The sequence below is a fragment of the Haladaptatus paucihalophilus DX253 genome, assembly GCF_000376445.1.
Lineage (GTDB): Archaea > Halobacteriota > Halobacteria > Halobacteriales > Haladaptataceae > Haladaptatus > Haladaptatus paucihalophilus.
This window is the reverse complement of the sequence record NZ_AQXI01000001.1, coordinates 1,505,582-1,527,756: the sequence shown is the minus strand read 5'-3', so window position 1 is coordinate 1,527,756 and position 22,175 is coordinate 1,505,582. Positions and strand designations below refer to the sequence as shown.

Annotated in this window: 22 protein-coding genes; 14 read left to right on the top strand and 8 right to left on the bottom strand. The window is 60.8% G+C overall.

From position 1 onward, the window contains the following. Positions 1-23 precede the first annotated feature (23 nt). The gene (locus tag B208_RS0108575) at positions 24-632 is read right to left on the bottom strand and encodes an undecaprenyl diphosphate synthase family protein (RefSeq protein ID WP_007976785.1); all 609 of its coding nucleotides are present in this window, start codon (positions 630-632) and stop codon (positions 24-26) included. A gap of 87 nt (positions 633-719) precedes the next feature. Here B208_RS0108575 and B208_RS0108570 point away from each other — a divergent pair, with 87 nt between their 5' ends. Beyond that, positions 720-2,036, top strand: a complete 1,317-nt coding sequence (locus B208_RS0108570; RefSeq protein WP_007976787.1) for a DUF92 domain-containing protein — start codon at positions 720-722, stop codon at positions 2,034-2,036. Then, positions 2,033-2,449 (top strand): GNAT family N-acetyltransferase, encoded by a 417-nt coding sequence (locus B208_RS0108565; RefSeq protein WP_007976789.1) that lies wholly within the window; start codon positions 2,033-2,035, stop codon positions 2,447-2,449. The genes B208_RS0108570 and B208_RS0108565 overlap by 4 nt, the downstream gene beginning before the upstream one ends. Before the next feature lie 3 nt (positions 2,450-2,452). Here the strand turns inward: B208_RS0108565 and dnaG are convergent, their stop codons facing one another. Then, the gene (dnaG, locus tag B208_RS0108560; protein WP_007976790.1) at positions 2,453-3,868 is read right to left on the bottom strand and encodes a DNA primase DnaG; all 1,416 of its coding nucleotides are present in this window, start codon (positions 3,866-3,868) and stop codon (positions 2,453-2,455) included. A 184-nt stretch (positions 3,869-4,052) separates the two neighbouring features. Then, positions 4,053-4,778, bottom strand: coding sequence for a sugar phosphate isomerase/epimerase family protein (locus B208_RS0108555; RefSeq protein WP_007976793.1), 726 nt, complete (start codon positions 4,776-4,778; stop codon positions 4,053-4,055). Positions 4,779-4,972: 194 nt separating this feature from the next. Here B208_RS0108555 and B208_RS24660 point away from each other — a divergent pair, with 194 nt between their 5' ends. The 3 genes from B208_RS24660 (at position 4,973) to B208_RS0108540 (ending at position 8,356) form a co-directional block, all read left to right on the top strand. Continuing rightward, positions 4,973-5,185, top strand: a complete 213-nt coding sequence (locus tag B208_RS24660; RefSeq protein WP_232423755.1) for a DUF3311 domain-containing protein — start codon at positions 4,973-4,975, stop codon at positions 5,183-5,185. Beyond that, entirely contained in the window at positions 5,182-6,651 is a 1,470-nt protein-coding gene (locus B208_RS0108545; protein ID WP_007976797.1) for a sodium:solute symporter family protein, read from the top strand. Before B208_RS24660 ends, B208_RS0108545 begins: the two co-directional genes overlap by 4 nt. Positions 6,652-7,462: 811 nt before the next feature. Next, a complete protein-coding gene (locus B208_RS0108540) occupies positions 7,463-8,356 on the top strand; it encodes an HFX_2341 family transcriptional regulator (protein ID WP_007976798.1) in 894 nt (297 codons plus the stop codon). 60 nt (positions 8,357-8,416) lie between these two features. Here the strand turns inward: B208_RS0108540 and B208_RS0108535 are convergent, their stop codons facing one another. Then, positions 8,417-8,725 carry a hypothetical protein gene (locus B208_RS0108535; protein WP_007976799.1) on the bottom strand — a complete coding sequence of 103 codons (309 nt, stop codon included), beginning with the start codon at positions 8,723-8,725 and terminating at the stop codon, positions 8,417-8,419. A gap of 303 nt (positions 8,726-9,028) precedes the next feature. Further along, positions 9,029-9,757: a DUF1405 domain-containing protein gene (locus B208_RS0108530; protein WP_007976800.1), complete on the bottom strand. Its 729-nt coding sequence runs from the start codon at positions 9,755-9,757 to the stop codon at positions 9,029-9,031. Between the two features lie 107 nt (positions 9,758-9,864). Between B208_RS0108530 and pdxS the strand changes: the two genes are divergently transcribed. Further along, a complete protein-coding gene (gene pdxS, locus B208_RS0108525; RefSeq protein WP_007976801.1) occupies positions 9,865-10,773 on the top strand; it encodes a pyridoxal 5'-phosphate synthase lyase subunit PdxS in 909 nt (302 codons plus the stop codon). Between the two features lie 122 nt (positions 10,774-10,895). Here pdxS and B208_RS0108520 read toward each other — a convergent pair whose 3' ends face one another. Beyond that, positions 10,896-11,333: a GNAT family N-acetyltransferase gene (locus tag B208_RS0108520; RefSeq protein WP_007976802.1), complete on the bottom strand. Its 438-nt coding sequence runs from the start codon at positions 11,331-11,333 to the stop codon at positions 10,896-10,898. Positions 11,334-11,434: 101 nt separating this feature from the next. Then, complete coding sequence (locus tag B208_RS0108515; RefSeq protein ID WP_007976803.1) at positions 11,435-12,196, bottom strand: IclR family transcriptional regulator; 762 nt, start codon at positions 12,194-12,196, stop codon at positions 11,435-11,437. Between the two features lie 278 nt (positions 12,197-12,474). On the opposite strand from B208_RS0108515, the gene B208_RS0108510 reads away from it, so the two are divergent. The 6 genes from B208_RS0108510 to dgoD all read left to right on the top strand — a co-directional run bounded on the left by B208_RS0108510 (position 12,475) and on the right by dgoD (position 19,569). Further along, positions 12,475-13,500: a zinc-dependent alcohol dehydrogenase family protein gene (locus B208_RS0108510; protein ID WP_007976804.1), complete on the top strand. Its 1,026-nt coding sequence runs from the start codon at positions 12,475-12,477 to the stop codon at positions 13,498-13,500. Between the two features lie 48 nt (positions 13,501-13,548). After that, positions 13,549-14,952 carry an ABC transporter substrate-binding protein gene (locus tag B208_RS0108505; RefSeq protein WP_007976805.1) on the top strand — a complete coding sequence of 468 codons (1,404 nt, stop codon included), beginning with the start codon at positions 13,549-13,551 and terminating at the stop codon, positions 14,950-14,952. Positions 14,953-14,979: 27 nt separating this feature from the next. Continuing rightward, on the top strand, positions 14,980-15,924 hold the full coding sequence (locus B208_RS0108500) for a carbohydrate ABC transporter permease (RefSeq protein WP_026177785.1): 945 nt from the start codon (positions 14,980-14,982) through the stop codon (positions 15,922-15,924). Beyond that, complete coding sequence (locus B208_RS0108495; RefSeq protein WP_007976807.1) at positions 15,924-16,799, top strand: carbohydrate ABC transporter permease; 876 nt, start codon at positions 15,924-15,926, stop codon at positions 16,797-16,799. The genes B208_RS0108500 and B208_RS0108495 overlap by 1 nt, the downstream gene beginning before the upstream one ends. 91 nt (positions 16,800-16,890) lie before the next feature. Then, positions 16,891-18,069 (top strand): ABC transporter ATP-binding protein, encoded by a 1,179-nt coding sequence (locus tag B208_RS0108490; RefSeq protein ID WP_018128819.1) that lies wholly within the window; start codon positions 16,891-16,893, stop codon positions 18,067-18,069. Positions 18,070-18,417: 348 nt separating this feature from the next. After that, positions 18,418-19,569 carry a galactonate dehydratase gene (gene dgoD, locus B208_RS0108485; protein WP_007976809.1) on the top strand — a complete coding sequence of 384 codons (1,152 nt, stop codon included), beginning with the start codon at positions 18,418-18,420 and terminating at the stop codon, positions 19,567-19,569. 151 nt (positions 19,570-19,720) lie between these two features. Here the strand turns inward: dgoD and B208_RS0108480 are convergent, their stop codons facing one another. Next, positions 19,721-20,323 (bottom strand): NUDIX hydrolase, encoded by a 603-nt coding sequence (locus B208_RS0108480; protein WP_049805654.1) that lies wholly within the window; start codon positions 20,321-20,323, stop codon positions 19,721-19,723. Between the two features lie 123 nt (positions 20,324-20,446). Between B208_RS0108480 and B208_RS0108475 the strand changes: the two genes are divergently transcribed. Together B208_RS0108475 and B208_RS0108470 are read left to right on the top strand one after the other, a co-directional pair. Continuing rightward, on the top strand, positions 20,447-20,965 hold the full coding sequence (locus B208_RS0108475) for a hypothetical protein (RefSeq protein ID WP_007976813.1): 519 nt from the start codon (positions 20,447-20,449) through the stop codon (positions 20,963-20,965). A 47-nt stretch (positions 20,966-21,012) separates the two neighbouring features. Continuing rightward, positions 21,013-21,477 (top strand): DUF5812 family protein, encoded by a 465-nt coding sequence (locus tag B208_RS0108470; RefSeq protein WP_007976816.1) that lies wholly within the window; start codon positions 21,013-21,015, stop codon positions 21,475-21,477. Positions 21,478-22,175: the final 698 nt, after the last annotated feature.

The window sequence follows — 22,175 nt, the reverse complement described above, 5'->3', positions numbered from 1 at the left end:
GTACTCGACCGCTTTCTCGTTCGCTACCGTCCGAACCGCCGCTGTCGATTCTTGTAATCGAAAATCGCGCGCAGATAGTCTCGTTTGCGGAAATCGCGCCAGTTCACGTCGGTGAAGTACAGTTCGGAGTACACCGACTGCCAGATCATGAAGTCAGAGAGGCGCTCCGCACCGGTTTTGATAACGAGGTCGGGGTCGGTCGGGAAGACCAGTCGGGACTCGATTTCCGACTCGTCGATGTCGGCGGCGGAAACCGTCCCGGCCTCCACGTCCTCTGCGACTGCGCGGACCGCCTCGGCGAACTCGTGTTTGCCGCCGAGTCCGATACTTATCTGAATCGGCGCGTCAGCAGGCGTGAGGTCGTCGGGTCCGCGAACGGCGATGGATCGGGGCGCGCGGACGTTCTCCAGTTCGCGTTCGAGGGTCGGCACCGCGCCCGAATCCAGCACGCTCACGTAGACCGTGATGCGTTCTGCCCCGTAGTCGAACGCCCACTGGAAGAACGATTCGAGCGTCTCGTACGCGCCCTGTTCCAGCAGGTCGCGTTCCGTGATGACGACGGCGACGTGGCTCGGCGGGTCGGCGTCGTGTCGTCGCACGCGGGCCGTGAGGTACTGGTCGTAAAGTCCCACTGCGGTTAGGTTGCCGCTATCGACGCTTAAACGTCACGCCCTGCGCCGTTCGGGAAGATTAAGTGCCCGTCCGCGAAAACGAAACTCGTGACTTCGAGCATTCGGCGGGCGGCGGCGTTCGCGGCTATCGCCACGCTATCCCTCGCCGCATCGGTGCTGGTTGCGGGTGTGGCGGCGCTGTTCGCCGCGGTGGGTGCGGTCGCGCTCGTCATCGACGACGGCCCGTTGTTCGACCTCTTTGCACGGCCGAGCGACCGCAGTGAAGGACGATTGCGCGGACTCGCCGCGTTCTCCTTTGCGACCGCCGGACTCGCCATGCTCGTCATGCTCGTCGATTTACCGACGAGCGTCTTCGCCGCCGCCGTCTGCCTGCTCGCCTACGGAAATCTGACGGAACAGCTCGTCAGAATCCGGAGCAACGCGACTATCACCGCGACGGCCGGGTTCACGGTCGGCGGGTTCTTCGCGGCCGCAGTCGCACAGGTATTCGTCCGAAGCGTCCAAGGCAGTCCCGTCGAACCGGTGATCCCCGAAATCGTCTTCCTCGCCGCGAGCGGCGCTCTGTTGGCCGGGCTACTTCGGTCGGTCCTCTTCGAGCGCGACGACCCGTTGGTGATGTTCTCCGTCGCGCTCCTGCTGTGGCTCTTTACCGACCTCACGATGACCGTCACGGAGCTCGACATCGTGCTCGCCATCGCCATCACTGTCGGCTTCGGCTACGTCTCGTGGGCGCTCGATACGGCGTCCGTGACCGGCATGCTCACCGGCATCCTCCTCGCGTTGCTCACCATCGTCCTCGGCGGCTACCCGTGGTTCGCCGTCCTCATCTCCTTTTTCGCGCTGGGGGGACTGTCGACGAAGTTCAGGTACGAGCAGAAGCGAGAGAACGGCGTCGCGGAAGCCAACGAGGGCGCGCGCGGCGGCGGCAACGTCCTCGGGAACGCTGCCGTTGCGCTGGTCGCCGTCCTCGCGTTCGCCGCCAGCGACCGGCTTCCCGTTTCGGAAGCCGTCTTCCTCTTCGCCTTCGCGGGGAGCATCGCGGCCGCAATGAGCGACACTCTGTCGAGCGAAATCGGCGGCGTCTTCGACAATCCGCGACTCATCACGACGTGGCAACCGGTCGAACCCGGAACCGACGGCGGCGTGACGTGGCAAGGCGAGGTGGCCGGGGCGTCCGGCGCGACAATCGTCGCGCTCATCGCCGTCGCGCTGTTCGGGTCCATCGGTCCGCTCGGCGGTGCCGTCATCGCGCTGGCCGGTATCGGCGGCATGACGGTCGATAGCCTCCTCGGCGCGACGGTCGAAGGTGAGGGTGTCGGCAACCAGAGCGTCAACTTCCTCGCGACCCTCTCGGGGGCGCTCCTCGGTGCCGGACTCGCGTTGCTGGTGGGTCTGGCGGCGTGATTCGACCCGCCACACCGGACGACCGTCCGCGGCTACAACGGATTCGGACGTGGCTTCCCGAACCGACGCCGGGACTCCTCGAAACGGCGATTTCCGGGGTCGGGTCGGTCCTCGTCTCGACGGCCGACGGCGTGCCGGTCGGCTACGTTCTCACCATGGTCGCGGACGACGCCTACGTCGCCGAACTCGTCGTGGAACCCGCACACCGCGGGGAGGGGCGGGCGACGCGACTCCTCGGCGCGACGGCGGACATGGCCCGCGACCGAGGTTGTGATCGCGTTTCGCTGACGGTGCACGAAGAAAACGACGTCGCACGGTCGCTCTACGAGTCGCTGGGATTCGAACGCCGCGGGCGGGAACCGGACTACTACGCCGACGGCGGCGATGGATTGCTGTTCGAAAAGCGGTTGTGAGGATTACTCGTTCAGGAGGTCGTCCGCGGTGATGATGCGGACGGTCGTCGGCTTTTTGACGAACTCGCCCTCCTCCCGGGCGATAATCTGTTCGACGCCGCGCTGGGCGGACACGTCGAGGATTCGCTGGCTCAGACTGCCGTCGATGACGACGGCGTGCGGGACGGTCGCCGAGTCTTCGATGGTTGCAAACGCTTCGTCCACCGGTGCGTCCGCGAGGACGCCGAAATCGTCGTCCAGCAGGCGCACGGTGTCCGTTTTGCCGTCGATGACCGCTTTCGCGTGCCCGCGAAGCGTCATCGGTTCGCGTTCGGCGCGCGATTCGGCGACGGTTTCGGACGCATCGCGTTCGTCAGCGTGCTCCGCGGCGTCCGACTCCGAATCGTCGGCCGTCGATTCCGAGTCGGCTGTCGAAGCGTCGATTTCGTCGGCCGAGTCGGGTTCTTCCGGCGCGTCGGCTTCCTCGACGCGTCCGCTCTCGCCGTCTTCACTCTCGCGTTCGGGTTCGTCGCGGTCCGCCTCGCCCGACGGTTTCATCGGGTGGGGCACCGTTTCGCTCTCGGTTTCGGGTGCGGGGAGCGTGCTGCCGTCGGTCGCGGCCATCACGGTCCCGTCGGAGTCGAACCGCTCGAACCGTCGTTTCTGTCGGAGGGACGCCATCACCTCGTCGCGCGAAAGGTCCTCGACGGACGTCCCCCGGGGCGCGACGGCGACGTAATCGATGTCGCCCACTTGGTCGAGTTCCTTCAGAATCAGGTCTCCGCCTCGGTCGGCGTCGAGGAACGCCGTGGTCGTCCGCTCCTGCGTGAGGTCCGCGACGGTGTCGGGGACGTTCGTCCCCTCCACCGCGATGGCGTTCTTGATGCCGTATCGGAGGAGCGTCAGGACGTCGGCCCGGCCTTCCACGACGATGATGGCGTCGCTGTCGGTGACGTTCGGTCCCGCGGGAAACCCTTCGTATTCGGTGATGTCCTCGACGCGGATGCTCTGGCGAACTTCGTCCAGAATCTCCTGGCTGGTCATCACGCTGTCGTCGAACGAAGAGGAGAGCAGGTCCTTGGCGCGGTCGACCACTTCGCGGCGTTTCGCGGCCCGGACGTCTTCGATGCTGGCGATGCTCACGCTGGCCCGACACGGGCCGACGCGCTCGATGGTTTCGAGCGAGGCCGCCAGAATCGCCGTCTCTACTTTATCGAGGCTGCTGGCGATGGTGATGGTGCCGAACGACTGCCCATGTTCGCTCTCGATGTGAACGTCGATACGGCCGACTTTGGATGACTGTTGGAGGTCGCGTAAATCGAGGTCGTCGCCGAGCAGACCTTCGGTCTGGCCGAAGATCGCCCCAACGACGTCACTGCGTTCTACCACCCCGTCGGCGGTAATGTCTGCGTGAATGAGGTATTTCGCTGTATCGTCCATGAGTGATGAACTGCCCTCGGGGAGGGCGTGATTGTGATGCGTCCATGAGCGTCGCCATGGATACGTCTCATTGTGGCGCTCCGACGCCCAAATACCTGTCGTCACGGGGGTTCCGTCCGGTGATTTTACCGCATTATTCCAACTAAATTCATCGATGGTTGGAATTTGACCGATGGGAGGTTCGTTACCCGTTCAATTCCCGAAGGCGTTCCGCACCGTGGGCGAGTGACGCGAGCGGGTCGGCCGGGTTATCGTGTTCGTAGACGAGCCAATCCGCTCCGACTTCCTTCGCCGTATCCACACACGCGGTCAGGTCCACGTCGCCGTCCCCGAGTTCGACCGGCTCCCCGTCGTGCGTGTCCTTGACGTGGACGAGCGGAACGCGGTCGCCCAGCGACCGGAGGAGCGAACGCGGGTCCGCCCCCGCCGCGACGGCCCATCCGATGTCGAGTTCGATTTCGACCTCCGACTCCGAGAGGAATACCTCGAAGCCGGTTTCGCCGTCCACCGACGCGAACTCGTGGTCGTGGTTGTGGTAGCCGAGCGAGGTGCTGTGTCCCTCCATCCGCGCCGCGAGTTCGTCCAATCGGCGGGCCGTTCGAGTCGCCGCCTCCCGGCTCTCGAAGTGTGCGGCCTCGAGGTAGGGAACGACTACCCACTCGCAGCCGAGTCGATGGTATTCGCGTGCGACCCGTCCGGGGTCGTCCTCCAACTCGCCGATAGGGACATGGGCGGCGGCGGCTTCCAATCCCGCGTCGTCCAGCGCGTCGGTGACGGCCGCCGGGTCCGCATCGCCCAACCCCGCAAACTCCACGCCGTCGAAGCCAGCCTCGCCGACCCGCGCGAGCAGGTCGGGGAGCGGTTCGTTCAGTTCACGGAGCGTGTACAGTTGAATCGCGGTTCGCGTCATGGGTTCCACGTGCTACCCCGACGGCTTTAGTGGTTGTTCTCCCTGCAACGCTCGTTCCCCGTCTCGATTTCATTCCGTCGAAACCGCATCAACGGGACGGGTACGAACCCGAGTTTCGAAGAGGAATTCTCTTCGAAATCGACCTCCGAACATTTTTGGCAACTCTTATCACCGTCGGTTCATACGTTCGGATAATGATTAGCAATCTCGGGCGAATCGGTTGGGCGGTCGTGTTCGCGGTGCTCATCGCGCTCACCATCCCGTGGTTCCTCTGGGGCGACGGGCGGGTCGCGTACGGGTTGCCGGTGTGGCTCTGGTGGCACATCGGTTGGATGATCGTGGTGTCGCTCGTCTTCACGCTGTTTGCGAACCGCGCGTGGGGCACCGGCATCGAGGAGGGAGCATGAGCGACACGACGCTCCAGTTGGGCATCATCGGCGGCTATCTCGTCCTCTCGCTGTTGATCGGCCTGCTCGCGTATCGGCTGACCGACCGAACCGCGGAGGATTACTACCTCGCCAGTCGGACCTTCGGGACCGTCGTCCTGCTGTTCACGACCTTTGCGACGCTCCTGTCGGCGTTCACGTTCTTCGGCGGGCCGAACGTCGCCTACGGGTCCGGCCCGGAGTGGATTCTCGTCATGGGATTGATGGACGGCGTGCTGTTCGCCGTCCTCTGGTACGTCGTCGGCTACAAGCAGTGGCTCCTCGGGCGCGAACACGGCTACGTCACGCTCGGCGAGATGCTCGGCGACCGGTTCGGGTCGCCCGCACTCCGCGGCCTCGTCGCCGCAATCAGTCTCTTCTGGCTGTTCCCCTACGTCATGCTTCAGCAGGTCGGGGCCGGAACCGCGCTCGAAGCGCTGACCGGCGGCGACATCTCTTACGCCGTCGGCGCGGGTCTCGTGACGGTGTTCATCATCGCCTACGTCGTCCTCTCGGGCATGCGCGGCATCGCGTGGACCGACACATTACAGGGTGCGTTCATGCTCGTCATGGTCTGGGCCGCCACGCTCTGGGCGCTTACCGAGTTCGGCGGAATAAGCGCCGCAACCGCGGGGATGGCCGAGTCGAATCCCGAATTTCTCTCGCTCGGCGGCGTGCCGTACTCCCCGCAGTGGATGCTCTCGCAGGCCATCGGCATCGCCTTCGGCGTGGCGATGTTCCCGCAGGTCAACCAGCGCTTCTTCGTCGCCCGGTCGAAGAAAGTCCTGAAGCGCACGTTCTCGCTGTGGCCCATCCTCGTCGTCCTGCTGTTCGTCCCCGCGTTCATGCTCGGCGCGTGGGCGCGCGGCCTGCCCATCGACGTGCCGGAGAACGGCAACGTCCTTCCCATCGTGCTCTCCGAGTACGCCCCCGCGTGGTTCGCCGCGCTGGTCATCGCGGGTGCCATGGCCGCGATGATGTCTTCGTCGGACTCGATGCTCCTTTCCGGGTCCTCGTACTTCACCCGCGACCTCTACCGCCCGTTCGTCAATCCGAACGCCAGCGATAGCTGGGAGGACACCCTCGGACGCATCGGCGTCGCCGTCTTCGCAATCGCCGCGTTCGTCGCCAGCCTGTACACCCCCGGCACCATCATGACCATCGGTTCGACGGCCTTCGGCGGATTCGCCCAACTCGCGCTCCCCGTCATCGTCGCCCTCTACTGGAAGCGGGTGACGCGAACTGGGATGTTCGTCGGACTTCTCGGCAGTCAAGTATTCTACCTCGCCAGCGTGTTCCTGCCGTTCGTGCCGGACACCTACGGCGGGTGGCTCGCGTCCGTCGTCGGCATGCTCCTCGGTCTGGTGCTGACCGTCTCCGTTTCCGCCGTGACCGCGGCCGCTCCGAGCGAGGAGACGGACCTCTACTTCGACCTCCACGCCGACTAGCGAGGAATCGGTTTCGTCGATGTAAATCGGTGGATTCTGTTCCATCCGTCTCTGAACGTTTCACTCGTTTTGGTTTCGACTCGGACGACGATAGTTGGATGGCTGATGCCTCGAAAGCCCCCGCCCGCTACGAATTGTGATTGGGAACAGATGAATCGGAACAATCGAGAAGCAGTCCTCGAAAGCCCCCGCCCGCTCGCGGTCGATGTGCGAGATATTCTGGCCTCTCCGCCACGTTCGGCCAGAATAGTTGCCCGCACACCGACCACGCAGGCGCGAGCGGGCGGCCCCTTTCAATCCACCCACACAGACAGCACCGCGATACCCACACCCTCCCCAACCGATTGCGTTCCTCACTTCGTTGCGGTACTCATCCCTCGCGTGATAACCCGCAAGCCTTCGGCCCCAATAGCCGAAGGCTTGCTGTCGCACACGCCGAGGTGGACTGCCCAAATTCGAGCAAATCTCGTCTTTTACTCTGGCGCGCGCTGTCGGGGCGACGTGGCCAGCGGTCGGCCACGTCGTTCCGTCGTAGCGTGTGAGGGATGACTGAGCGAATGCGAAGGAATCGGCTGGGGAGGGAGTGGCTGATGCGGTTGCGGTGCTGTGGGAGGACTTCTGAAAACCTCCGCCGTTCAACTCCCCGCTCGTTCCTTGCGGGGATGAAAGAGGCCGCCCAGTCAGCGGGAGGCCGCCCGGTCAGCGGGAACTTCTCGTCGGCCCGAACGGGGAACGATTTTGAAAAATCTCCCACGCATCCCCCAAACGCGTTGACGACGACTTTAAACCCGTTTCGTGAGAATTTCCGCGCATGCAGACACACATCGTCCCGGTCGGCTTCGACTACGACCGGCTCATCGCGCCGCTCGTGCGCGACCAACTCGACGTGGACCGCGTCATCCTCCTGGAGGGCGCGGTGGGCAGCGAGGCCAACGTCGAATACTCGCGGAACCTCTCCCGCAAACTCGGCAAGGACTTCGAGAACCTGCTCGGCGCGGAAACCGAGCGTGTGATCATCGAAGACGTGTACGACTACGACACCGCGTTCGAACAGGCCTACGACCGCATCAACGCCGAACTCGACGGCGGCGGCGAGGTGTGGGTGAACGTCAGCGCCATGCCCCGAACGGTCAGCTTCGCGTTCGCCACCGCCGCTCACTCCATCATGGTCGAACGGCAGGAGGACCGCGAGCGGATTCACACCTACTACACCGCCCCGGAGAAGTATCTGGAGACGGAACTCGCCGAGGAACTCCGCGAGGAGACCGATCTGCTCGAATCCGTCTTGAACGGCGAAGTGGACGAAGGGAGCATCGAAACCCACCTCGAACGCGCCCGCGACCTGCTCTCGGAGTTCGACGAGCGCGGGACGACCATCGGCGCGAAGCGCGTCGGCTCGGGACACATCGTGGAACTGCCGGTCGCCTCGTTCTCGAACGTCAAGCCGTTCGAGGAACTCATCCTGTTCACGCTCGGCGACCACGGTCAGTTCGAGAGCGTGAGCGAACTCGCCCAGACCTTGGCCCGCGACCTGAACGAGGAGTACACCGACAGCTTCCGCTCGAAAGTCATCTACAACGTTGACCGCCTCGGACCGGGCGGAAAGGGCTACATCGAACAGGAAGAGGAGGGCAAATCCTACCGCACCCGACTCTCACGAATCGGGGAGCTGTGGGTGCGGGCACACACGAACGGGGACGCGTAGGGCGGAGGACAGACGCGTAGGGCGTAGGTCGGAGGGCGGTCCAATCGGCTGTTTTCCCTTCTACAGGTACTCTTTCCACTGCTCGCGGAGGTCTTCGAGGAACCCCTCTTCGCCCGCCGCCTCCAACTGCTCTGTCGCGAGCGTCCAGTACTGGCCGCGGTGTTCGACCAGTTCGTCGTCGGCCAACTGGCTCAACACCGGGCCGACGCTACCATCCGGGATGTCCGTGCCGTCGCGCACCTCGGACCGAGTGAACGCCTGCTGGTCGTTCACGGCGAGAAACGACATCACGCGGTGGGCGTTGGTTCCTTGTCGAATATCGAGCGCGGCGTCCGGCAGGTGTCGAAACTCGTCTCTGTCGATGGGCATGGAACGGATTTCGACGGGATTATACTAAAATATACTGGGTAGTACTGAATGCCATCGAATACTACTAGAACAGCTGTTTCGATACTGATTCCTCTCCTGTTTCACTGATTCCTCTCCTGTTTCGATACTGATTCCTCTCCTGTTTCGATACTGATTCCTCTCCTGTTTCACTGATTCCTCTCCTGTTTCACTGATTCCTCCGGTTTTCAACTGGAACGTCCCGAGAACACCGAACGCTGGTCGTGACTTTTCGCCTCGTTTTTATCATCCCGTCTCTCCCGTTCCGCTTCTATCGTCCAGTTCCTATCGCTCCGCTTCTATCGTCCCCGCCTCCAACTTCTCCACCCGCGTCGTGAGCGCCAGGAACGTCGCCAGCAGAGTGATGACGACCGCACCGGCCGCCGCGATTTCGTGGGTCGGCGACGGATGGCTGTATCCCGCGGCGAGGATTTGTTGGGCCGGAACGCCGGTGTGGTGGGGTGTACCGACGATGGGAACGAAGTAGTCAACGAGGTCGTTGAAGCCGTACCAGACGACGGCGACGAAGACGGCACCGACCGGAAAGTCGCTGTAGCGGTGGATGAGGAACGCCTCGACGACCATGGCGAGGTGGCTACAGAACAGGAAGGCGTACATCGGCCAGCCGACGCCGATGAATCCCGAGAAGAACGCGGCCAGCACGAACGGCGTCCACAGGCCGAGTTTGATGCACCCGAAGAAGGCGAGCATGTTCACCCACTCGTTGTTCCGTCCGAGTTTCCACAGGGCGAGCGACAGCGCGATGAACAGCGTCGCCATCGGGCTGTCGGGGACGAAGGGCCACATGACGGCCGGTTCGACGCCGAACTGCCACGTCATTAGCGGGTCGGAAAACGGGTACGGGTGAAAGCCGTAGTACCAGAAGCCGAACGCGGTGCCGACGAGGTTGATTATCACGATGGGCCACGCCATCCGCAACCCGAAATCCTCCAGCCATTGCGGGAGTGGTGCGACGTACCACGGAAGGCGTTCTCGCGGCGGGAGGGTCGTCATACCCACGGCGAGGAATTGTCGGGGCAAAGAGGCTTCGGTTGGCGTGTCACCGCATTAGCCGTTCCGCAATCGGTACGTCTTAACCCTCCCCTTCGTTAGGGGCATGCATGGCAGAGCCAACCGACATCGAGGAACTGAAGCGCGGCACGGAACTGGTCAAGCGCGGGTTCGCCCGCATGCAGAAAGGCGGCGTCATCATGGACGTCGTGAACCCAGAACAGGCTCGCATCGCGGAGGACGCGGGCGCGGTCGCCGTCATGGCGCTCGAAGCCGTCCCGGCGGACATCCGAAAGCGCGGCGGCGTGGCGCGGATGGCCGACCCCGCCGACGTCGAGGAGATCATCGACGAAGTGTCCATCCCGGTGATGGGAAAGGCGCGAATCGGTCACACGACCGAGGCCCAAATCCTCGAATCCATCGGCGTGGACATGATAGACGAGTCCGAGGTGCTCACCCCGGCGGACGAGAAGTACCACATCGACAAGCGCGAGTTCACCTCGCCGTTCGTCTGCGGCGCGCGCAACCTCGGCGAGGCGCTTCGCCGCATCAACGAGGGCGCGGCGATGATCCGAACCAAGGGCGAGGCCGGTACGGGCGACGTGAACCAGGCCGTCCACCACCAGCGCACCATCAAGGGCGCGATTCGAGAACTGCAGGGCAAGACCCACGAGGAACGCGAGATGCTCGCCCGCGAACTCGAAGCCCCCGCGGAACTCGTCCACGAAACCGCCGAAGCGGGCCGTCTCCCCGTCGTCAACTTCGCGGCGGGCGGCATCGCCACGCCCGCCGACGCGGCGCTGATGATGCACCACGGCTGCGACGGCATCTTCGTCGGGTCGGGTATCTTCGGTGCGGAGGACCCCGTGCTGATGGGCAACGCCATCGTGGAAGCGACGAACAACTGGGACGACCCGGAGCGCCTCGCCGAGATTAGTAAGGACATCGGCTCGGGCATGAAGGGCGAGGCCAACGTGGACCTGCCCGAAGAAGAGAAGATGCAGGGCCGCGGAAATTAATCGAGACCCCCTTTTCGCCGCGCGTTAACGCGCTTTCGATTCGAGACGGAGTGGCAACCGCGTCAGTCGGTTCGTGCGTCCATCAGTCAGTTCGTGCGTCCATCAGTCAGTTCGTGCGTCCATCAGTCGGTCTGCCGGTACGTCATTCGAACCAGCGTCTCGACGCCGCCTTCGGGGACTTCCATCTCGGGGTCGAACAGCTCGAAGCCGACCGACTCGTAGTAGGGCACCAGTCCACGGCGACAGAGCAGCGAGAGACCGACGACGCTCTGTAGGTCGGGGTGGTCCACGACGGCTTCCATGAGTATCTTACCGAACCCTTCGCCGCGGCGGTCGGTGGCCACTATCACGTCGAAGACGTTCGCGTAGTACGTGTAGTCGGTCAGGATACGTGCTGCAGCGACGAGAGTACCATTCTCCTCGACGCCGACCGCGACTTCGGTTTCGGCGAGGGCGGTTCGGACATCTCCGGCCTCGCGGTCCTCCCACCACTCGTATTCCTCGTACAGGTCGGTCAACTCCCCTGCGTCGTCGAGTTCGATGTCGCGTGTGAGCACCATCTGTTCGTTCGTTCCCTTTCTTAAATGATGGGTTTTTCGAGGGTGTGGGGGTGTGTGGCGTGGTAGTTCGTAGAATTTGCCAGCGATGGTGGCCGCATCGATCACTTCCGCAGTTCGACTTGTATCGACTTCGCCGTACTGATCACCTGACCGGTTATGTCCTCCTGGAGGTAGCGACCGGACAGTTGACCTCTGGGTCCACAGATTCCGATCGCGGCGGCTGGCGCGCGCTCGTCGAGACCGAATGAGATTCCGATGCCGACGACTCCCTCGAACTGTTCTTCTCTGGAAAACGCGATCCCCTTATCTCGAATCGACCGCAACTCCGTTTCGAGCGACTGTCGGTCTGAAATAGTGTGGTCTGTCACCGATGGCAGGCCGTGTCGCGCGACAATCTCGTCGATTCGGTCTGTTTCGAGCGCAGCGAGAATCGCCTTTCCGGGCGCGGAGACGTGTAACGGGAACGCATCGCCACAAACGTAGTCCGGTGACCAGATGTCGGTACCCGCCATGTACGTGCAGATGCCGAGTCCGTCTTCCTCGACGAGGAGCGTCACGACTTCGCCGGTCGTCGTGGCGAGGTTGTCGACGTGTGATCGTGCGACGCGGTAGGCCTCGTGGTTCGAGCGCGTCTGCTCGCCGGGCGATAGCAAGCGGAGTGACGGACAGTATTTTCGGTTTTCTTTCCGGACGTAGCCGAGTTCCGAGAGTGTCCCCAAGTGGTTGTAGGTCACCCCTTTCGAGAGTCCGACCGCGTTGGACAGTTCCGTGACTCCCATCGGTCGATCTGCCTCGACGAGCGTCTCTAAAATTTCGAACGAATGTGTCGTTGCTTCGACGATCTTCGGGCTTTGGCTCGACATCACTCGATTCCCGATAGGAGCTAGAAATCCATATCAGTTGTTCTTCAGAGGAAAACAACCCTCTCGAAAGAGTCGGTTGATAACTGGCCGAGACGTACATAATCGTTCATTATTTGGGTTTTCACTTACCATTTTTACGTTGAATTGAATCCTGTTTTTCAGAGAAGAACGATTCTGAAATGCAGATATCGTGGTTCTCGACGCGTGAAAGGCGATATTTGATTTTTGAGGGGAAACATTTAACAGGGACTTCTGAATGGGGTTGGGCAGTTAGTTCGATGAAGGCAGCAACATTCACGGACGTAAACTCGGTGGAAATCGACGACCGGCAACGACCGGAGCCGGACAGCGATGAACTGCTCGTAGAAGTCACTGCCTGCGGCGTCTGTACGACGGACGTGCACATGTACAGTGGGTCACTCACCGTCGATTACCCGATGACCCCTGGCCACGAGAGCGCCGGGGAGATAGTGGCAGTGGGCGACGACATAGACGACTACGAGGTGGGTGACCGCGTCGCGATCAACCCCTCGATCCCGTGCAACGAGTGTTCGGCGTGTAAATCCGGACGGGAAAACCTCTGCAAGGATCTCACCTCGCTCGGCGGCGCGGCCGAACACATCATCGAGGGTGCGTTCTCGGAGTACGTAACGGCCCCTGCCAGCAACGTCGAAGACATCGGCGACATGGATTACCGGACGGCGGCCTTCGCGGAACCCCTTGGTTGCTGTATCAACGGCGTCGATCAGATCGATCTCACCAGCGGTGAGACGGTCGTCATCGTCGGCGCTGGTGCAATCGGGCTGTTGCTCACGCAACTGCTCCGGGCGAGTGCTACTGGGCCCCTCGTCGTCTCCGAACCCGTCACGGAACGACGTGAGGCGGCGCTCGACATCGGTGCGGACTACGTCATCGACCCGACCGAGGAGGACCCGACGACGGTGATCCCGGACCTCGTCGGTTCCGTCGATGTGGCCATCGAAGCCGTTGGACTGCCAGACACCATCGAGCAAGCCCACGAACTCACCGGACCTGGCGGTCGAACCCTCGTGTTCGGCGTTCCGCCGGAGGATGCGACGGTCGAAATCTCACCGTTCGACGTGTTCTACGAGGAACGAGAGATTGTCGGTACCTACTCGTTGACTCCGGACTCGTTCGCCCGTGCGGTCACGCTTCTCCAGAACGGTCGCATCGATGCTGACACGCTCGTCACTGACGAGTTCTCACTCGACGACATCGAACTGGCGTTTGAACAGATGGAGGCTCGAGAAGGGCTGAAAAAGATAGTCTACCCCAATCGGTAGTGCAGTAACCACGAACACCACAGAGATACACACAGATCTGACATAATTATGAACGGAAAACACAATCGACGGACGTTTCTGACGGCGACCAGTGCAGGATTGCTCACCAGCATCGCGGGCTGCACACGCGGTGGAACCGGTTCCGATGACAGCGCTAATACCGACTCCAAATCGGACGGTGGCGCGGATATCCCACTCAAAAAGTACCAACAGGCTGATATCGACTGGAAACAGTTCGAGGACTCGAAGATCAACATCGGTGCCGTCCAGCACCCGTGGGTCGATGCAATCAAGCCCGCCGTTCCGATCTTTGAGAAACTCACCGGAATCGATGTCGTCTGGAACATCCTGCCGGAAAATCAATTCCGGACCAAGCGACAAACCGATGCCAGTACCGGTGCTGGACAGTTCGACGTGTTCTTCATGGATCAAGTCGTCAACCAGTATCGCCACGAAGGGTGGCTACAACCCCTCGATCCGTACTTCGATGACAGCAGCTTGTACGACGAGAGTTGGTACCATCCGGGCGATATGTTCGACGCGTCGAAATGGCAGGCCCACGGCGGTGGCTATAGCGACAAGTGGACCGGACTCCCGATCACCGTCGAGGTCCAGACCCAGTTCTACCGGACAGACCTATACGAGAAACACGGATTAACAGTCGCGGAGACCCTCGACCAATTCCGACAGAACGCAAAGACGATCCACGAAGCGGAGTCCGACATCGCCGGGACGGTCGGACGCGGACAGAAAGGCTACGGGATGAACATCTACATCCTGAACACGTTCCTCCGCGAGTTCGGCACATCACTCTGGACCGACTTCCCGAACAACTCCGGTCTCGATACGGACGGCACCATCGACGCCGCAAAGTGGTACGTCAACCTGCTGAAAGACTACGGTCCACAGGACGCGTCAACCCAGACCTGGTCCGACGTGCTCACGACGATGCAAGAGGGGCGCGCCGGTCACATCGTCGCGGACGCCAATCTGTTCTGGCCGGACCTGACCGGATCCGACTCCAAAGTAGGTGATAAGATCGGTATCGCGAAAGCACCGAAGCCGGCCGATGGTCAGTTCTCCCCTAACGCATACAACTGGCAGATATCGACGTCGAAGAATGCGAAGAACTCGAAGCAGGGTTTCCTCTTCATGCTGTGGGCGACGTCTAAACCGACCAACACGTGGATGCATCTCAATAACGACGCCGCATTTTCGGTTCGCCAGTCGGTTTGGAAGAACGACGAGTTCCGGTCGCGTGTCGGCGAGGACTTCGCCCAGATCACGCTCGATTCGCTGAAGGCAGCGAAACCGGACCCGTTCGACCGGAAGTATCCCCAGTGGGGCCAGCAGTACTCCGAAGAACTACAGCGAGCCATCGCCGGGCAGAAATCGGCCGAGGCAGCGATGAAAAAGGCCGCCACCGTCGCCGAAAACATTTACAGCGGGTGAGTTAGCCGTTCGGACACAGATAAAATCATGAGTACACCAACACAGACGCAATCGGAAACGCGAACAAAGCCCGAGGGAAAGATCGCGAGGGTCCGGAGATTGTGGAACGACCATCTCCCGATCTGGTTCATCGCACCGATGGCGACGGTAATGGTTCTGATTACCTTCTTCCCCGGCGCCTACGACCTCTATCTCAGCTTGATTAAAGAGCCGACGCTGAACGTATTCGCGGCCGATTTCGTCGGTCTGAGTAACTTCTCGACGGCGTTTTCCCGTGGTGGTGCGCTGCATTCGCTCATCATCACCATCACTGTCGTCGTCAGTGCGTTGATCCTCGAGAGTGTCCTTGGGTTCGTCTTGGCAGCGCTCGTTGCCGGTGTCGGCTCCGGCCGGGTCAAGTCGTTCTATCGGGTTCTGTTCATTATTCCGATGGCAGTCGCACCCGTGTCGCTCGCGACGATCGGACGAATCATGTTGAACAGCGAGGTTGGAATCATTCCGTACGTGATCAACTCCGCGACCCCGTTCACCGCACCGGCGTTCCTCTCGAAGATGCCGCTGCTAACGGTGATTCTCATGGATACGTGGAATTGGACGCCGTTCATGTTCATCATCTTCTACGCGGGCTTATCCTCGGTACCCGACACGCTGGTCGAGGCATCGCGAGTCGATGGAGCGCCACTCTGGCGTCGCTACGTCCACGTCATCATCCCGTACATGAAGCCGGTGGTGTTCGTTGCGACCCTCATCCGGATGATCGATCTGTTCCGGACGTTCGGTGTCGTGTACGGGCTGACCCAAGGTGGGCCGGGGACAGCGACGCAGCTAGTGAGCATCAATATCTACGAACAGATGTTCGTCAACAACCAGGTTACCGTCGCCGCAGCCATCGCCGTCGTCTACCTAATCATGGTCGTCGCGCTGTGTAATATCGTCATCGCAAAAGTCGGCTTTGACGGGGTGTGGGACTGATGGCGACGACAAAAGCCGAACCCGGTTCGTCCCAACGCTTCGAAAAAGACACGCGCGAGAAGATCGTTTCGGTGGTCCGACACGCCATCCTGTTAACGTGGTCATTCGTTGTGCTGTTCCCCCTCTACTGGCTCGCGTCCATGTCACTGAAGCCTCCGGGACAGGCGAACACGCTCCCGCCGGACTGGGTTTTCTTGCCGACGGTGTACAACTACCTGCAGCTCTTCCAGCGGTCGAAGTTCGTCACGGCGTTCGGTAATAGCCTGATCATGGTGGCGGCATCGGTGGTGCTCGTCCTGCTGATCGGTGTACCGGCGGCGTACGTGCTCTCTCGATACGACATCCCCATGGAACGGGACGTACTCGTGTGGATCCTCTCCTCACGGATGCTCCCGCCGATCGCCGTTGTGCTCCCGTTTTTCTTCATCTTCCGGAACCTCAACTTGTTCGACACCAGGATCGGGATGGTCCTCATGTACGTCAGCATCAACCTCTCGTTGGTGGTCTGGGTGATGAAGGCGTTCTTCGATGGTATCCCCGTGACCTTGGAGGAAGCAGCGCGGGTCGACGGCGCAACGCGATTTCAGGGGTTCCGAAAAGTCGTCCTGCCGGCGGCAAAACCCGGAATCTACTCGGTCGCCATTATCAGTTTCATCTTCGCATGGATCGAGTTGCTGTTCGGGCTCGTGCTGACCAACTCCAAAGCAGTCCCGGTGACGTTGTACGTCTACTCGTTCATCGGCTCGCGCTCGATCGAGTGGTCGATGCTTGCAGCTGCTTCGATGGCGATGATCATCCCTGTCGCGGTCTTCCTCATCTTGGTCAACAAGTACCTTGCTGCTGGACTCAGCTTCGGTGTGGTGCTAAAAGAATGAACGAAACTACGACTGTACACGGACGACACGCATCGCTCGCAAACGACACCCATGCAGCGTGGACAGACTGCTGCACAATGGCGGTACGATAATGGCAAGAATCACAATCGACGACGTTACCAAACGATTCGGTGGAGACAACAACTCAGTAGTGGCGGTCGACGACGTATCGCTCGAAATCGACGACGGTGAGTTCGTCGTGTTTGTCGGACCGTCGGGCAGCGGGAAATCGACACTCATGCGGATGGTAGCAGGGCTGGAAACCCAGACGGAAGGTGACATCACGATCGGTGACACGGTCGTCAACCAATTCGGACCACGCGCGCGCGACATTGCGATGGTATTCCAGAACTACGCGCTGTACCCGAATATGACCGTTCAAGAGAACATGTCGTTTGGACTGAAGATGTCGACGAACATGTCCGCGAGTGAGATAGAACGGAATGTCACGTCGACGGCGGAGATGATGGGTATCGCGAACCTGCTGGATAACAAACCAGGGGAGCTCTCCGGCGGGCAGCAACAGCGCGTCGCGCTCGGCCGGGCGATCGTTCGCGACCCGAACGTCTTCCTGATGGACGAGCCACTGTCGAATCTGGACGCGAAGCTTCGGACGGAGATGCGAACGGAGATCAACCGGCTCCAGAACGACCTCGGAGTCACCACGCTGTACGTTACGCACGACCAGACCGAGGCGATGACCATGGGCGACCGCCTGGTCGTTCTCAACTACGGTGAACTCCAACAGGTCGGCACGCCACTGGAATGTTTCTACCGCCCCGCCAATCGATTCGTCGCGGGGTTCATCGGGTCGCCGTCGATGAACTTCTTCGCCGGGACCGCGCGAGGGGGAACACTCCAGTGTGACGGGTTCGGGTACGACCTCTCGGAACGAATGCAGGAAAGCGTCGGGAGCTACGGAGATCTGGAACTCGGAATCCGCCCCGAGGACGTAGCCCTACACGACGAGGCCGTCGATCGGAACAGTTTCGAGGTCGTCATCGATGTGGTCGAGCCGATGGGTAGTATCTCGTACGTGTACTGCCGGGTCGCGGACCAGGAATCCGAGGACACGTTCGTCGTCGAAGTCGGCGGACAGCGGCCAATCAGTGAAGAACAGACGCTCTACGCGCATATCCCCCCCGAAGATGTGCACCTCTTCGACGGCGCTACCGGCGAAACGCTCCACCAGCGCAAACTCGACAGCGACATTGGGACGTCCGCCGCCGGACAGTCACAGAATGCAGGCGCGAGTTCCGGCACGCTATAAGTTTTCACATGAATGGATACATTCGAAGAGGCGGGTGCTGCTCGGCCGGTTCCCCGAACGCAGCTGGCGCGACTTGTCGGCCTAGTTGTTGGGCGACCTCCGTCGGGGTTTGAACCCTGTCCAGAAAAGTCAATCATTCTTACCGTTGTTCGTCCCGCTCTCTCATCTTTGTCACTTTTAACAACTGTATCGGAACTCTTTCCGTCTATTCGAGCGGGGAAGATATCGTCGTCGTTCGCGGCTGTCCCAGCATCAGTTCGGTTCGACGGCGACTGTCCCGAGAATCGCGCGTTCTAAAAATCATCGAATACTCCGTGTCTTGAAGTAGTAGTCGTCACAACGTGTAGCATGCGCATCACTGACTACGAACTCTTCGCTGTTCCACCGCGATGGCTCTTTCTCAAACTGGAGACGAGCAACGGCCTCGTGGGCTGGGGTGAACCGACCATCCAGGGACGACTCGAAACAGTCCAAACTGCTGTCGACGAGCTCGTCAGTGCGTATCTCCTCGGTGAAGACCCGTTAGAGGTTGAACGTCACTGGCGGACGATGTACCAAGGAGGGTACTATCGCGGTGGGCCGATCCTGATGAGCGCCCTAGCCGGGATCGACCACGCTCTGTGGGACATCAAGGGGAAGCACTACGGGGCACCGGTTCACGAACTACTCGGCGGGCAGGTTCGGGACCGGGTGCTGGTCCACCAGTGGATCGGCGGCGAGGACAGGGAGGCGATCGCGAAAGAGGCGATTTCCCGTCGCAATCAGGGATACAAGGCGATCAAGATGAACGCAACCGCCGAGTTCCGTGCGCTCGAACCACCGGGTACTGTTGAACGGGTGCGAAAGCGCGTCGCTACCGTCAGGGACGCCGTTGGTGACGATCTCTATCTCGGCGTTGACTTTCACGGGCGCGTCTCGAAGCCGATGGTCCGTCGGCTCGTCGAGACGCTGGAATCGTATGGTCTAATGTTCATCGACCAACCAGTGTTGCCGGAACACTCGGGGTTCCTCTCGACGCTCACGGAACAGACAAGCGTCCCCATTGCGACAGGTGAGCGATTCTACTCGCGGTACGATTTCAAACCGCTCCTCGTAGAGGGCGCAGTCACGGTCATCCAACCCGACGTGACACACGTCGGCGGGATTACAGAGCTGCGGAAGATTGCGACGATGGCAGAGGCGTTCGACGTAGCCGTCATTCCACATTGTCCGTTGAGTCCGATCGCCTTCGCAGCGACCCTACAAGTGGTCCTCTGTTCGCACAACGGCGTCATGCAGGAACAGGATTTATCCTTTCACGACCCAGCAGAGAGCGTCGGACTCCAGTATCTCGACGACCCCGAGACGTTCGAATTCGATGACGGCTACGTCAGTTGCCCGACCGAACCAGGTTTGGGAATCGAGGTGGACGAGTCGTACGTGCGTGAGCAGTCACGTGCTGACGTGAAGTGGTACAACCCGGTCTGGCGTCACGAAGACGGCGGGATAGCCGAGTGGTGAACCTGTCGTGGTTGAGCGATTCGTCTGTGATCGTTGAAAGGGTATATCGGGTCACAAAATTCTCAAGCATTGGTGCGGTAGGCCACTATTCGACAGACTACTTCCACGAAATTAATCGAAAAAACGACACAACAGGCTCTTGCGAAAGTCGCTATTCGAAATCTCGTCGCATGGCGATTTCGAACCACGGACACAGGCGAAGCTGACGGTACCAGCGCGGGTTCTCGTGCAGGCGCTCGTAGGGAACCCACATCACGCCGCCGACTTCTTCCTCAACGGGGTCGAGCGATTTGTCCGTCAGGGTGAGTTTGAGGACGGAACAGACCTCGTGTTCGACGCCCTCCTGCGGGTAGTAGCGCTTGTACTCGAACTTATCCGTCACGCGCAGATCGTCGTACTGGTCGGGCGAGATGCCGAGTTCTTCTTCGAGGCGCTGGCGCGTGGCCTCCTCTTGGGATTGGCCGGGTTCGGGGTGGGACGCGACGGTACCGTCCCAGTAGGTGTCCCAGAGGCGCTTCGTCGGCGAGCGCTGGGCGAGGAGGATGTTGTCGTCCTCGTCGAAGATGAGCGCGGTGAACGCTCGATGGCGGATGCCGTCGCCCATGTGGGCGTCGAGGCGGTTCACGATTTCGAGTTCGTTGTCGTCGCCGTCCACGGCGACGACGTTCTGGCGAGCGTTCTTGTGTCGCTCGTCGGTTTCGGCGCTCTCGTTGGCGGCTCCGCCCGACGAGTTGGCGGCGTTGTCAGTGCTCATACCGCTATAGAGAACCATCCGTTTCAAACGTTCTTCGGAAATCGTTCGACACGAAATCGTACCGTCGGTCCTCCCGACTCGAAGTCGCGCCATTTACCTTCGCGCGAGTCCGAGTGTCGTGTGATGACCGACGCCGCTACCGCCGGTGAGGACGACTACTCCGGGTTGCTTGGCGCGTTCCGCTACAGTTTCCGCGTCTCCGACTCGCTCGTTTTCCGTCTGTACGTCCTTCTCAGCTTCGTTCTCGGGGTCATCCTCGGGTTCGCGTTCGTCCTCGCACTGGTTCGCTGGTTCTACCTCACGCTCGGTCACTCCGCGCTGGAGACGACCTCGAACGCCTTCCTCGGCGTCATCGCGCTCTTCGTCCTCGGACCGCTGTTCGCGCCCGTCCTGTTCGTGGCGCGTCGTCACCGACGCGACGAAGGCGAAGACGCCCGCTACGACACGATTCTCGCGCTCTCGGGCGTCCTCTTCCTGCTCTCGCTGTACGTCGGGGTCATCATCTCCGTTCCGGCACAGTACCAGTCGGCGAACGCCGGTGCCCTCGGGAGCTTTCTCTACTCGCTCCCGCAACTGTCCGGCCTCGTCCCGCCCATCGTCTCGGCGCTGTTCATCTACGCCCTCCATCGGTTCCTCAAGTAGCGAACGGGAGCGCAACCCGGAAAAGGAACCGCGACGTACCACCTGCCATGACCGAGAAGACGAGCACGTTCCTCGTCACACACGCCGAAGACGACTCGGCGGTGTTGAAGGACGTTCACGACGGACAGGTACACACGCTTTCGAGGAACCCCGGCGTCGAAGCGGACGACGCCATCGAGGCCACGGTCGAACCCGAACCCCCGATGGAGGTGACGTGGACCGCCGTCGAAATCGACGAACGACGGTCCCTCACGGTCCACGAGAGCGACGAACCGCCGACGAGTCACGAGCGAGACATCGCCGACGAACAGGAGGTTGGCGACTTGGAACGCACCGAACGCGCCGGAATCGGCGAGATTCACGTTCTATCTGTTCCGCCGGAGGAAACCGAAGACGCCGTGGCCGACGTGCTGGACGACGAGGGAACGCTCTCGCGCGCGGCTCGACTCGGCGTGAACCGCGTCGAAGTCAGGTCCGAGGACGGAACGGTGAGCGTTCGGTACTTGCCCTAGTATTGTTTGCGGTCAATGTCTTTAATAAGTGCTACTTACTCAGTGCCACATTTGGCGCGAATCGTACTACTATCGACTCTCTTGCCATTCTGGTAGGCGACCATTTCGTACGTTTCTCCAGTAGGACGTCGATTTCTCACGTCCCAAGTAACGTCTGTTTGCTTCTCTGTCACCTTTGATGTAGAGATTTTGGAACCATTTTCCGAGTAGACCGTAATCTTCCCTACAGACTTCGGTTCGATTTCCAGAGTGGTTGTAATTTGAAACACCGTTTCCGTTCCATCGTCGGTATCTCGTTTGACAGAATCTCCCTGATACTTGAGCGCTGTAATCGCATCCGTCTTGAACGCACGTTTAGTCGAGTAGGTGCAAATGCTTTTGTCTCCACTATCTTCACCGAGACAACCTGCAAAAAAGACTGTGCATGCTCCATAGAGGACTTTTCGCCGTTTGTATAGGGCGGACATACTAGCGGTATTGCACCCATGCATAAGATTCTTATCAATTAACTTATCATAGAACTATTAATCCACACTTCATGTCTATGATATATTGTGTATTATAATGTGGCCTATATTTAAAACGCAAGAAACGAGGCGGTGACAGCCCTTATTCGTACTACGTCGCCACCTCGCTCGGAAAAGCAGTGATGAAACACGGTATCGGCGAACTCATCCGCGAGGAACACGACATCCTGA

Coding starts and splice junctions, on each gene's coding strand:
- dnaG (WP_007976790.1), bottom strand. CDS start 3,868: ATGGACGATACAGCGAAATACCTCATTCACGCAGACATTACCGCCGAC.
- B208_RS0108555 (WP_007976793.1), bottom strand. CDS start 4,778: ATGACGCGAACCGCGATTCAACTGTACACGCTCCGTGAACTGAACGAA.
- B208_RS24660 (WP_232423755.1), top strand. CDS start 4,973: ATGATTAGCAATCTCGGGCGAATCGGTTGGGCGGTCGTGTTCGCGGTG.
- B208_RS0108545 (WP_007976797.1), top strand. CDS start 5,182: ATGAGCGACACGACGCTCCAGTTGGGCATCATCGGCGGCTATCTCGTC.
- B208_RS0108540 (WP_007976798.1), top strand. CDS start 7,463: ATGCAGACACACATCGTCCCGGTCGGCTTCGACTACGACCGGCTCATC.
- B208_RS0108535 (WP_007976799.1), bottom strand. CDS start 8,725: ATGCCCATCGACAGAGACGAGTTTCGACACCTGCCGGACGCCGCGCTC.
- B208_RS0108530 (WP_007976800.1), bottom strand. CDS start 9,757: ATGACGACCCTCCCGCCGCGAGAACGCCTTCCGTGGTACGTCGCACCA.
- pdxS (WP_007976801.1), top strand. CDS start 9,865: ATGGCAGAGCCAACCGACATCGAGGAACTGAAGCGCGGCACGGAACTG.
- B208_RS0108520 (WP_007976802.1), bottom strand. CDS start 11,333: ATGGTGCTCACACGCGACATCGAACTCGACGACGCAGGGGAGTTGACC.
- B208_RS0108515 (WP_007976803.1), bottom strand. CDS start 12,196: ATGTCGAGCCAAAGCCCGAAGATCGTCGAAGCAACGACACATTCGTTC.
- B208_RS0108510 (WP_007976804.1), top strand. CDS start 12,475: ATGAAGGCAGCAACATTCACGGACGTAAACTCGGTGGAAATCGACGAC.
- B208_RS0108505 (WP_007976805.1), top strand. CDS start 13,549: ATGAACGGAAAACACAATCGACGGACGTTTCTGACGGCGACCAGTGCA.
- B208_RS0108500 (WP_026177785.1), top strand. CDS start 14,980: ATGAGTACACCAACACAGACGCAATCGGAAACGCGAACAAAGCCCGAG.
- B208_RS0108495 (WP_007976807.1), top strand. CDS start 15,924: ATGGCGACGACAAAAGCCGAACCCGGTTCGTCCCAACGCTTCGAAAAA.
- B208_RS0108490 (WP_018128819.1), top strand. CDS start 16,891: ATGGCAAGAATCACAATCGACGACGTTACCAAACGATTCGGTGGAGAC.
- dgoD (WP_007976809.1), top strand. CDS start 18,418: ATGCGCATCACTGACTACGAACTCTTCGCTGTTCCACCGCGATGGCTC.
- B208_RS0108480 (WP_049805654.1), bottom strand. CDS start 20,323: ATGAGCACTGACAACGCCGCCAACTCGTCGGGCGGAGCCGCCAACGAG.
- B208_RS0108475 (WP_007976813.1), top strand. CDS start 20,447: ATGACCGACGCCGCTACCGCCGGTGAGGACGACTACTCCGGGTTGCTT.
- B208_RS0108470 (WP_007976816.1), top strand. CDS start 21,013: ATGACCGAGAAGACGAGCACGTTCCTCGTCACACACGCCGAAGACGAC.